The following is a 12373-nucleotide window of genomic DNA, read 5'->3' as shown; positions in this document are numbered from 1 at the left end:
GTTAGAATAAGTAGTTAAAACTTACCTCTGCGCGTGAGGGGCCGACCACCCATCGCTTATAGTGGTGAATGATGATGGATTCGTATTCGGGCAATGTGCGGTCGCGGCGGGTATCTTTCATGTAAAAGACTCCGACGCCGATTTCGGCTGTGATGTTCCACCGCTTCGAGAGTAGCCAGGCATAGCCATAGCTGAACCCCAGCCCGGCCATATTGCCCTTGTAGTAGTGCCGTGAGCCGCCGTACAGGTAATTTCCGTAGGTAAGCTGGCCACTGATGAAATGTCCTACGAAAGCCTCGTACAGCCAGCGTTTCGTGCCGATCTGTGCGGCGTACAGGCGGCAACTGAACGAATCGGAATTAATCGGGTTCCAGTAGCCGGATACGTCGAGCGTCCATTTATCGGCGACGGCCGCGTCGAGGCCGACGTTCACCGTTCCGGTGAGTGCGGCCAGTGCGTTTACTTTGGCGCTGAAAAACTGCGCTGCGGCCCGATGAGGTTTGCCCCACAAAGCCAGCAGGCAGAGCATTAAGGTGATGATGTGTCTTTTCTTCATGGTTGTAATTCTTTCTGTCTATTCCCGAATACAGCGGATAGGATTTGCGGCATAGCGGTAATAATCTGTTGTGTCGATAAATGAGGGTACGGAACCCGTCGAGAAAATAATCGAGGTGCAGGAAATATCGCCATACCGACAGCCATACGTTCCCCAGAACATATAGTAGGGCGCATTGGTGTAAAGTCGTCCGAGTTGTCCGTTATTCATAAAGCGTGTATCGACGAAAGTCCCTCCGATCGGAATATTCGTAGTGCGATTACCGTTGTAATGAATCGTTACATAATAGGGCGACGACTGACTTACCCGCTCGATTCCGACAAAATCTTCGGGGCTGGGAACTTTCCAACCAACGGGACACGGATCATAGATAGATTTGTAGCTTATCTTGCTGATATTGCTGTTGCTCGTCGTGATATTACCCCAAAGATTCGGATGATGATTGTAAAGCCAATCCACAACAGATGCCCACTCTTCCCAATCTTCGTACATGGCATCGCTCATAAAGGTTGTTGGATGAGCAATCGACCACTCTACGGTCATTACGTCATAAGGGCTTTCAGTCCTGGCGTTTCGGGGATAGCTGACATTAAATGCGAATCCTTCGGTATAGACCACTCTTTCAGGTTCATAGCTGGTGCAATTTGCCGGATGGATGAACGGGTCTTTGCGGCCCCATTGGTAGTAAAGCCCGCGGGATGCGGGATGCGTGCAGTCGGTAGAAATCGCTCCCAGGTTTCGATCCATAAAAACGGCTCCGGAAACATAGGTCTGTGCTGTGGTTGCCGGGTCGTAATCGACCGACCAAATATGCCATGACCAGATGCAATTATCCGTAACGTCGAACAATCCGATTACGGCGTTCCCCCGCGCGTTCCCCGTCGAGAACGAGATACGGTTGTCTGCATACAATACATTTTCAACAACTTTGCTATCCGATTCCCAAAGCATACGAGCGGAAGTTCCGTTAAGATTTTGGGCCCAAATATTTCTCGTGTTTTTGCCGTTACCCTGAACGGTCGCGTTAAACGAATAGCGGGTATTCAGGGTTGGGGCTATGTAGCAGTTTGCCGTTCCCTTGCTGTCGAGCGGAGTGTCTACGGCACGGAACCGGGCATAGATGTCGGCGTACAGATCGCGGGGAATGTAGGTATAGCTCTCCGACGACGAAAGAAGCCGGGTATATGCGGCGTCGGCATACCAGCCGTCGAATAAGTAGTAACCCGTCGCCGTGGCGGTCAGTCGGCAGCCGTCCTCGTGGCATAACGCCGCGGTGCGCTTCCCGCTGCCCTCGGTCGCGGTTTGGGCGTAAAGGCATTTGTCTGCCGTGACGCTTCCGCCCGTGGAAGTATGGACGTAGACTACATTTGCCATCGTATGTTTGAAATCGTAAGACTGTGCGAATCCGTATTCGTCGGTCAGGGTCACACGGTATGCCAGTTGCGAATTGTCTTTTGTAAAGATCGGCGGGCGGTAATCGAGGTAAAAGTAATTGCCGCCTTTGGGGTTATAGATTTCAAATTCGAAGCTGCTATTGCAGTCGTTACGGTCAAATTCGAAATAATCGCTGTCGCCTTGTGTTACCTCTAACCGCCCGCTGATAGCGAGCGAGCTGTTTTCATTCACCATATCGACATGCAGGCTGTAATCCGGGTCATACACGCAGTAGCTGCCGATATTGCCGTCATCGAAATCGTCGTACACGGTCGCAGTATATGACGCAATGCGAGTGTCTGCGGTGTTGTCGTTCAGCAGGGTTATATTGAGCGTGTAATGGCTGTTGGCCCGGACGTTGAAATCGGACGTATTGTTTTCGCCCAGATAGACCGAGTAGGCCAGCACCTTACTGCCCCGTGTGGCACGGATGAGCAGCCACGATGCGCAAGCGGGTGCATTGTCGGCGTTCTTCTGTTTCTGGTCGGTAATCGAAGTATTCACCCCTTGTCTGTTGGGCAGCATGTAGTAAGAACCTGCGGCCCGCTGTCCCGTCAGGGTTGTTTCGGGACTGTCGGTATAGTCGTCGGGATTATCGGCCGCCGTGCCGTCTGGGGCGAACACCACCGCAGTGCGGGGGATGGAAATAAGCTGCACCGATTTGAGTTCCATGTCCGCAGGCTTGGCGGTAAGGTTATAAGAGATTTTCGATACAACCCGCTTTACGGTTATGGGCGGCAACTGCACCACGCCGTCGGAGGATAATGAGATCGTTGTTTTCTGTTCGCAGAACATCGGCAGCATGTTGTAATGCTCTTGGTATGTCACCTTGTATTGGAACAGATCGGCTGTTTCGCCCAGACTGCGCCCGACGTTCGCGGCAATGCGTACGAGGTAGTCGCCCGGCAGACATTCGAAACGTAGTGTCGTTGCGGTGAGGTAGCGATATAGGACGACTGCGCCTTTTCTGTCTATGAGGTAGAAATTCAGGTCGCGGATCGCTGCTTCGTCGGTCGTGCGGGTCGTCGTGGTCATGGGGTCGGGCCTGACGGTCAGTTCTACCGTCACTTTCGACCGGGCGTCCGGCTCGCGGTCGGAAATGCAGCCCCAGCAAAGAGCGAGGGTGAGCAAAAAAAATATAGTGTGTTTCATCGGGAGTTATGATAACCGCCCGCGCCCCGAAAGGTGCGGGCGGTGGTTAATAAATAGGTTGTTTATGCGCCCAGATCGACGGACTGCGTTACGGGTGTTTCCCACTCGGCGACCGACACGCTGACTTGGCAATCCTGTCCCACGAGACCCGTAATGTTGGCGGCCACACGGTAGTAGCCGTTGCGGGCGATTTCACCCCCGGCCTTGCCCGTGAGGGGAACGGTGTAGATGACTTCCATGCGGTCGGCCGTTGTCGAAGCGTTCCCGTCGGCGTCATAGGTCGCGGTGATCTCCAACGCTACGCGGCTCGCTTCGGCCAAAGCTCCGTTTTCGAAGATGTAAAAAAGATTGTTATTCTTGCCGGATGCCGTTGCCGGGGCCTGCGTATGGGTGTAGGTCATGGCTCCGGGCGTCGGTGTGGCCGGAGCGATGATCGGCGTGTGGCTGGCGGCGCGCAGCAGCTTCGTTCCCGTTACGGTCAGCGTTCCGGAATACTTGCTATTGAACGACGCATCGACGGAGGTCTGCACGGCGATTTTGGCGACGGTGCGTTTGAGTGTCAGGGCTATGGATGTCGTGCCGCCCTCGGCGATGGCCTTGCTCACTCCGGCCGTCATTACGAAGCCGCCGCTGCGCTTGGCTTGGGTGCTCACCTCTGCGAATGTGCCGTTATAGTCTGCGGCGGATGTTTCCAGCTTTGCCAGCAGCGCGGATTTCGTGGTGACGCCCGACAGGGACATGTTGGCTACGGCGTAGAAGTCGCAGGTCGTTCCGGCTGTGGCGTGCGGCAGGGCGAACGTCGCGGTGCGGGCCGTGAGTTCCGAAGCGGTGAAGTCGCGCAGGGTGATAAGGTCGCCTTTGGCGTTGAACACGTACACGGAGAGCGAGGAAAGGGATTTCTCCCACGCTTCGGCGGCCGCGGCTTCGGCAAAGAACGCACGGGTCGGGGTTTCGTCGGTGAACCTCATGGCGACGATTGCGCCGTCGGGGGTGTGGTCGATGTCGGGAATGATAGTCGTTGCGTCGTCTTTGTTGCAGGCGATCATCGAAAGTGCGGCAAAGGCCGCGAAAAGAATCTTTTTCATGTTAAGTCGGTGTAATTTAAATGTAAGTTGCTGTAAATTAAAGTTTTGATACTGTGTTTGTTGTCTGCGGCAGGGCCGCGCCGTCCTGTCCCGGTCCGCACCCTCGGTGCTCTCCGGGCGAAAATCATCACTTTCGCATATTTTAGGATTTAGGAGGTTATTCTTCCCAGCCGTAACCGAGGACTTCGAAACGCACGTTTTTGTCGCAGTCCTCGGTCAGTCGAAGCGTGCCGTCCAGTTTTATAGTCACGTCCGCGAGGGTTAGCGTCAGGGGAATTACGGGTGTCGTGCCGCCCTCCAGCAGCAATTCCAGAAAACCGTATTCTTTGAGCATCCGGCGACTTATGCCGCGCTTGGCGGCGGCTACCCAGTCGATAGCCGATTCATCGAATCTTTCCATAGCGCTAAACGTGTTGACCTGTTTTCCGCTGTGCTTTGGGAGCGGGCGTCGCTACTTCCGGACGCGGTGATTTCTGCCCGGCTCCCGGCTGTTTCTGACCTTGCGGGGATGTCTGGCCCTGCACCGGGGTTTTGCCTTGCGTGGTTTTGCCTGCTCCGAAAAGGTCAGGTGCGGGAGTTTGTCCCTGTCCGGCCGTTTCGGCGGCCTGCCCCTGCTGGTTCTGCTCCGGCACGGCTGCGGGTGCTTGTCCCTGTCCGGCGGTCTCGGCGGTCTGTTCTGCCGACTGCTTGGGGGCCTGCGGGTATTGGGTCCGCCCGTCGGCGGTTTCGGGCATCGAGGAAATAATACGCTCCATGTCGCGTTGCTCGCGCAGTTTGGTTGCCAGCGCATTCCGCTGCTCAATGGTCAATACCTCCATAGGTTTGCGGAAAACCGCGTTGTACTGGTAGGGCACGATGTTCACGCTGCCGTCCCTGTTTACTATCGCTATTTCGCGCACTTCACCGTGGCGGAAGCTGTTGATGTCCTCCTGTGTGAGTTCCGTTCCGCGGATGTATCGGGGAACAAAAGCATTTTCAGCGTTCGTGTAATCCAACTGCCGCGTATCGAAGTCCCGCGACACGAGCAGAGGACCCTCGGACGTTTCCAGCACGCGGCCGAGGTTGCCGTACATTTCGAGGTTCTTCATATCCGCATTGGTGAATTTCTGATCGAAAAGTCCCTCGTCGAGAATCCGGGCATAGCTTTTCACATCGACTTTGTATCCGTTTCCACTCTTTTTGAGCCGGAATTTACCTTCGCCGATATAGTTGATTATATCGTCATGGTATTTGAGTTTGTGCATCCCCGTCTGTTCGTAATTCTGCAACTTTTGGAGATAGTTCACCTTTTCCAGCCCGCCGAAACTGTACCCCATGCGGTTAAGTGTGTCCCACGGCATTTCGTCAATGGGGATGCCGCGGGTTTTCATCTTGCACTCGAATTGTCCGTCAGGACGCATTTTGTAGTTGTAATACAGCTTTACGTCGTCGCGGGAGGTATTTTTCCAGTACCGTTTAAGCGCATCTTTCATGCGTTCGAGCGCACGCCGGGGAACGACGTAAATGTTAATCGTGGGGTTGTTGTGATATTTCTTCAAATTCTTGTAGAAGTTCAGCGGAATGTTCTTGTCCATGACAAAAAACAGGCTTTCATTCTCCGGTGTCGGGTCCACCGTACCGATACTCCCGTCAGGGTTCTGGGAAAAGACCTTTGTCTGGTCTTTCTCCTTGTCATAGAGCATACCGATACTCGGTTCGTTCAATGTGTTGTCGATGGGCTGTTCGTCAGCTCCGAGCGACTGTCTTTGTTCTTCTGCCATAATTTAAATTTTAAGTTATTTTGTGAAACTGTCTGTGCTGCGAATGTATGGCGGGGATTGACGAAATGATACTGCAACGGACACGAACGGACATGAACGGATAAAAACGGACTATTGCGCGTTGCCTTTAAACAGGTGTTGTAGCTTCGGATCGGCAGCTATACGTCGCAGTTCGTCCTCTACGATCTGGGCCGCTTCCTGCTTTATGCGGTAGTAGTTGGCTTCGACAACTTCGGCCATTCGATCTTTACCGTTTTCGTCGGTGAAGTCGGAAAGCACGGGAATCGGGCGATACTGTTTTTCTTCGGCTTTGATCTTTTCGGTATCGACGATGATTCGGGCGTGAAACATTTTTTGCGACATATTATCCCCGAAGTTATCGGCTACGGCCCCGACGAACTCGCCCTGTGAAAGATTGCTGATCTTGGACGCGGGGATCACGTTGTCGAGCTGGGTATTTATACCCGTGGATTTATCTTCTCGGTTGATGTTGAGCGACTGCCGCTGCTGCACGATCTTCCCGAATCGCTCGGAGAGGATGCGGGCTGTGTCGCCCACGACCTGCCCTGAAATGATGTTGCCGACGATATTTTGTATGACCTTGCTTTCCTGTTCGCCATAGTCGCGCGTAAGCTGGGAAAAGTCCTGCATGCCCAGGCACACGGCGACGCGGTTGCTTCGGGCCGTGGCGACCAACTGGTCCAGACCTTTGAAAAAAATGGTCGGCAATTCATCGACTATGACCCCGCATTTCTGCTGCCCTTTGCGGTTTATCATCTTCACGATGCGGGAATTATAGAGGGATAGGGCTGCGCCGTATATCGCCACGCGCTCCGGGTTGTTGCCGACGCATAGGATTTTCGGGGCTTTCGGGTTGTTGATGTCGAGCGAAAAATCGTCCCCGGACATAACCCAGTAGAGCGACGGCGAGATAATCCGCGAAAGTGCGATCTTTGTACTTGCGACCTGCCCGGCAAGCTGCTCCACGGCCCCGGACTTCCAAGCATCCACAAAGGCGCTGACATATCCCTCCAGTTCCGGCCGGGCCATGAGGATAGTAAATACTTCTTCGTACTTCTGCATCAGCAGTTCGACGGCGTGCGGAAAGGTGCAGTATTTCCCGTTTTCGTAGATTTTCAGAAACCAGATGATCGCGGCAAACAGAATGACCGAACTTTCGATAAAAAAATCGCCCTGCTTTTGCGACCATGAACGGTTCAGGCCCAGCATGGTTACATTGGCCGCTTCGTAAGAATCGGCGATGTCGGTCAGAAATTCCGCTTTGAGGGGGTTGCAGCGGTGCGAGTGGCGGGGATCGTCGAAGTTTATCACGCAGAACTGGGGCGTTACCTCGTACCTGTCTTTGTAGCGCAGCAGGTGATTGTAGGCCAGCGTACTCAAATCCGGATATTTGAAATCGTAAATATAAAGGCAGAACGACTTTTCGATAAATTGACGTATAAAGTTGTTTATCACGGTAAAACTCTTGCCGCTGCCTGGCGATCCGATAACGGCGACCGCGCGAAATACGGCTGGTATATTCAGCCAGCCTTGCCATGTACGGCCCTGGTAGCGGAACAGCGTCGGCAGGTTCACCGAATATTCGTTCTCGATCAGGCGTGTTTCCTGCATGAAGGATTCGTTTTCGTCGTTGAAAACGTCGTCCAGCAGGTTGTGCCGCAGAAGTCGCCACATCCATATTCCGGCTGTGAGCATCAGCAGATAGCCCGCGAACAGGGTTGCGGCATACCAGGCTACACACACACCGGGCGACGCGGGGATGCGTAGCAGGGAGCCGTTGAAAAAGTAGAGGATAAAACCCGTGAGACCTACCGCAATGATATGCGTCCAGCCGATTTTCTGCGACTTAATACCCCGTGAACCCAGACAAGCGATCAGGAGCAGCAGAAAGGCGAACAGTTTTGAGTAGAGGGGTGAGGAATAGAATCCCGTCGTCTGCTGGAATCCCCGCAGAATACGGTCTATAATCCCGAATGTTCAGCCGTTGTCGGCCAGTCATTGATAACAGAACCAATAAATGTTGGAGGCATTACAAATAATGCCTACGGCCTGAATAAAGGTGATAATCTTTGCCAGCGCCCGTAAATCGTCCTCGTTTTGCATAATTTATCAATGGGTTAGGGCGCAAAAATAGATTTTGCGGGGCTTATTCCTTTTCCAACGGACACGAACGGACATGAACGGAGCAAAACAGACATTCTTTCAGCACATAGATTTCCGCCAGTTTTTTGGTACAAACCTCTGGGCATGAGAAATTACTCTGTTGGTGTCATATATTTTCGATAATAAAAAGGCTGTATCGTGCTGGCAACTATCTTCTGGTAATCTTGCGCTGCATGATGTTCCGCGATTCCAATTCCTCTTTCAGAACAAAGCCAGGATGAACCGCTATCGAGGGCATTGATTCTTTTTTCAGAGCAAACATAGTCGATTATTTATAGTGGTTCCGTTCATTGTGTTGCGATATTTTCGCGTTGATCTTTATCCGCGGCGGGATTGGCCCGTGTCGAAAGGTTCCTTGTCGTAAGGCTATAGCTCAATAATCATTCAAGCGGCGTAATGTTCTGCTGTAAACTGAAAACCTCTTTCTGGCGTTCGATCTCTTTGCGCAGTTCCTCCTCACTCGGCAGATAGGTAAGATATTTCGCCGTGAACAACTGCGGATTCTCATGCAAGACCGAGTACCGGGCAATATCGCGGCTTGTTTCCGAACAAAGAATCAGCCCGATAGTCGGATTATCTCCGTCCGTGCGTTTCATTTCATCGTACATGCGGACGTACATATCCATTTGGCCGACATCCTGATGCGAAATCTGGGTAGTTTTCAGGTCGATGAGCAGGAAGCATTTGAGAATGAAATTGTAGAATACAAGGTCGATGTAATAATCACCCGCATCGGTTGAGATATGCTGTTGCCGGGCAACGAAAGCGTAACCTTTACCCATTTCCATGATGAATTTCTGCAAATGCGTGAGGATGGCACTTTCAAGTTTGGATTCGGTGAAGTCCATATTGGATGCCAGGCCCAGAAATTCCGCCACCATTGGATTCTTGATAAACTCCAACTTATCCCGCTCATATGCCGCTGTCAGGGATTTCATTTCCGATACGACCTTTTCCTTCGCCGGAGATTGCAACAGCCGATGATAGTACTGCGACGATATATTCCGGTCAAGTGTGCGAACGCTCCACATTTCCTGTGCAGCTTCATTCAAATACCAGATGCGGGCCGCATCGTCCGTAACCCGCAATAAGGTTCGAATATGCGACCATGTAAGATTTGGTACACGCGTGTGCCAAATCTCAACATGCGGAAAGGATAGATAGAATTGCCTGTAATTTCGCAAATTGCGAGCCGAGAAGCCTTTACCGAATGCCGCGGACAATTCGCCGGAGAGTACTTTCAGCAACTGCGTCCCGTATTCTGCACGGCTTTTGCCCTGCTGCTCCTGCTTGACGATCCGCTTGCCGATATTCCAATAAGTTTCCAGCATCACGGCGTTGATGGCGGCATAGGTATTCAGACGGGCATCCTCTATCAGACGTTTGATGTCGTCGATAAAAGTGCGTTCTAAAACGGGTACGTCCATATTGTGCTTGATAAAGTTTGGTAAACGATTAAGCAAATGTAGCAAATAATCTCCGAATTAAACTACATTTCCAAATCCCGGAAGAACTTGGTCTGGGTGATGCCGTAATAGCGGCAGAAGAGGTCGAGATTATTTCTTACTCTCTGATATTTTGTACCCGATGGGCCGGGGCAGTTTGCGGGCCTGCGGAACCTTGACCGGGAGGGCGGCAATAGCCTCATAAATATTGTCCAATTCTTTGCGCATATCTTCGGAAAGATCGTTGATCACCTTGGCATTATCCTCGTCGGCCCGCTCCAGCAGGGAGAGCTTCGAACGGATTTCAGAAAGTTCTACGGAAATTACATGTTGATTGGTCAGATAATTTCGCATGGCAACAAATGCCCTCATAATCTCTATGTACACATTGACTGCGACAGGACTGCGTAATACCCCGGATAACGAAGCGACGCCTTCTTGAGTAAAAGCAAAAGGCATATATCTCGTGCCTCCTTTGTTTGAGGTCACAATTTGTGACCTCAAACTGTCTTTCAATGAGTTATACTCATCTATGGTTATTTCAAACATGAAATCCGCGGGGAATCGTTCGATATTACGGCGTACCGCCTGTTTCAAAACTTTTGTTTGAACTTGGTACAGTGGTGCCAGGTCGAAGTCGAGCATCACGCGCAGGCCGCGGATTTCGTAGATTTTATTTTGGATAACGGTTATATCATTCATAAGTTCGGGTTGTGGGGGCTGATTCTGGTGTCGGCAGTTATTCGAATTTTTCTAATAACTCGATTTGCCGCCGACTTCCGGGCGTTATTTCTCGCTCTGCTGCGCATAGTAGCTGATCTGCGCCGTGCAGACCCGTTCCACGATGTCGCGCAGACGTTCGACTTTCGGCAGCAGCGCGTCGATGTCCTCTTTGGTGATTTCGAAGTCGGGATTATACCGGGATTCGACATAAGCCCTTTGCAAGAGGTCGAAAAGCCGTTCTTCTTCCGGTGTGTCGCGCGGGAATGCTTTGAATATTTTGGTCGTGAACCGCTTACAGCGGTCCATAAATTCGGCCAAATCGTGTTCCTTTGGGCTATATAATGTAAATACTAATTCTATAGTGCGCAAAAAGTGTTCTGCTGCCTGATGGAGCATGAATGACGACAATTTATATTCGCTATCTCCGTAATAAAATTTAACGCCTTTTAAAAATTTAATGGCAGTTGAAAATTTATCATCATAATATTTCTGCGCCCTTTTTGCAATTTCGTCGAAATCCAATTTACGGCGACGTTCCAATTTATATTCTCCGGAATCATACAGGATAATTCCCTCGCGTTTTATCTCTGTTTCGAAATAATGCCCCTTTGTCAATGCATAATTATAATCATCTATCCCGTAATTGATAAATTGGGGCTTCGTGTGAAACGGGCGGTTTTTATCTTCGAAAAATTGATTTTTGATTTTGGAATAAAGTGAGTGTTGAATCGCCCCGATTGGCTTGCGCGTCAGAATCACTATGTCGTAATCGCTCATAAAGTAGGTCGGTACGCCGAACTCAATGCGCTGGTCGTAATCGACATAGGTGTTCCGGGCATAGCTGCCGTATAGGATAACCATACCGACATCCTTTATGTTCCGGCGAACCAGATCGACAAGCTGTTTCAGGTCGGATTGTTTCTTTTCAGGTAAGAAGTTGACGCTCTTTTTCATAACTACAAAATTATGAAAAAAGTTGGTAAACCGCTTTGACCTGTCCATATTTTCCGTATATTTGCTTAACAATCCTGCAAATAGTCTGCAAAAGTTTCCTACGGGGGTAGCGGGTGCTACTTAAAAGAAACCAAAACAGACCATTATGCGGAATTATCACAACTCGGCATAGCCGACGGACATAACTATAAAGGGTAAACAACTCTTTATGCCATACGCAAACATAGGAGCCTCTTTCGGGAGGGTTTGAAATTGGTATAATGGTTGTCAGTCCTTGTTATGTCCCGCTTATTTTTTGGCGGGACACGACAGGGGCGCAGGACAGCTACCAATTTCGGGTTTCCTATGATCTGCGTATGGGGCTGACACCGCGCCCCCCTTTTTTATGCCTATCCGGGGCGCATATTTCCAACAATCCCATGAAGTTATGGAACCCCGTCGCGCTCGAAATGCAATAAATTATACGGATTGCCCCGCCCCCCTGCTTGGGAGCGGGCGGAATCGGTATGTTCCGGTGGCAAGCGCCTGCCGGGGTTCAATGATAAACAGGTATGCGCGCGTACCTGCGGGAGCAGCCGAGCGAGATAAGTTAACTTGGCATAGTTATTATCCGGCTGCTCCTTTTTTCGGTCTATTCAGTCAATTTCACTATTATAATCGAAAAGTTATATCTTTACACCGTCATTCAGCAAACGGCAAGGTACGTTTATTGCGTTCCTGTGAATTGATACGCCCAAAATTGTTATGCCCATTCGTCGAATTTCATAAGGCAATATTTGGGGTAGGGGGATGGGACCCGTACTCCCTCCCCCGTTTTTCGAATCTTCTCCGCTCATCATATAAACAGCCCCGGCATGCCGGTAAGGAAACCGGGGCTGATGCTTCCGCCGTATCGCTGTATGCGGCGGTACGCTCGTTTGTCCCTATGTTAGTCCGGCCTTTCGGGCACGGACGCAATCGGGATGTTTCGACAGGTTATGCCGCGCAAAATAACAATCCCCGTCTTTCGGATGTAGCTAATAAATCCTGCCTGAAAGGTCGGCCCCTTAAAATCTGGTCTTGCTGTCCTGCTCCGTATGG

Annotated in this window: 8 protein-coding genes and 1 pseudogene; all 9 read right to left on the bottom strand. The window is 51.1% G+C overall.

The window, feature by feature from the left end:
- Position 1 precedes the first annotated feature (1 nt).
- The 9 genes and pseudogenes from NQ559_RS04215 to NQ559_RS04175 all read right to left on the bottom strand — a co-directional run bounded on the left by NQ559_RS04215 (position 2) and on the right by NQ559_RS04175 (position 11293).
- Entirely contained in the window at positions 2 to 556 is a 555-nt protein-coding gene (locus NQ559_RS04215) for a DUF3575 domain-containing protein (protein WP_026318678.1), read from the bottom strand.
- 18 nt (positions 557 to 574) lie between these two features.
- Positions 575 to 3142 (bottom strand): DUF4906 domain-containing protein, encoded by a 2568-nt coding sequence (locus NQ559_RS04210; protein WP_026318679.1) that lies wholly within the window; start codon positions 3140 to 3142, stop codon positions 575 to 577.
- 62 nt (positions 3143 to 3204) lie between these two features.
- Entirely contained in the window at positions 3205 to 4227 is a 1023-nt protein-coding gene (locus NQ559_RS04205; protein ID WP_018697487.1) for a fimbrial protein, read from the bottom strand.
- A gap of 157 nt (positions 4228 to 4384) precedes the next feature.
- Positions 4385 to 4627, bottom strand: a complete 243-nt coding sequence (locus tag NQ559_RS04200) for a DUF4099 domain-containing protein (protein ID WP_014776097.1) — start codon at positions 4625 to 4627, stop codon at positions 4385 to 4387.
- Between the two features lie 4 nt (positions 4628 to 4631).
- Positions 4632 to 5987, bottom strand: coding sequence for a DUF4099 domain-containing protein (locus NQ559_RS04195; protein ID WP_018697488.1), 1356 nt, complete (start codon positions 5985 to 5987; stop codon positions 4632 to 4634).
- A gap of 111 nt (positions 5988 to 6098) precedes the next feature.
- Positions 6099 to 8111 (bottom strand): annotated as a pseudogene (gene mobC / locus NQ559_RS04190) (conjugal transfer protein MobC).
- Positions 8112 to 8551: 440 nt separating this feature from the next.
- Positions 8552 to 9598 carry a PDDEXK nuclease domain-containing protein gene (locus NQ559_RS04185; protein ID WP_026318680.1) on the bottom strand — a complete coding sequence of 349 codons (1047 nt, stop codon included), beginning with the start codon at positions 9596 to 9598 and terminating at the stop codon, positions 8552 to 8554.
- A 129-nt stretch (positions 9599 to 9727) separates the two neighbouring features.
- Positions 9728 to 10318 (bottom strand): ORF6N domain-containing protein, encoded by a 591-nt coding sequence (locus NQ559_RS04180; protein ID WP_018697493.1) that lies wholly within the window; start codon positions 10316 to 10318, stop codon positions 9728 to 9730.
- Between the two features lie 84 nt (positions 10319 to 10402).
- Positions 10403 to 11293 carry a HEPN domain-containing protein gene (locus tag NQ559_RS04175; protein ID WP_026318681.1) on the bottom strand — a complete coding sequence of 297 codons (891 nt, stop codon included), beginning with the start codon at positions 11291 to 11293 and terminating at the stop codon, positions 10403 to 10405.
- Between the last annotated feature and the right edge of the window lie 1080 nt (positions 11294 to 12373).

Source organism: Alistipes onderdonkii (genome assembly GCF_025145285.1).
Classification (GTDB): Bacteria; Bacteroidota; Bacteroidia; order Bacteroidales; family Rikenellaceae; genus Alistipes; species Alistipes onderdonkii.
This window is presented reverse-complemented; position numbering and strand designations above follow the sequence as displayed.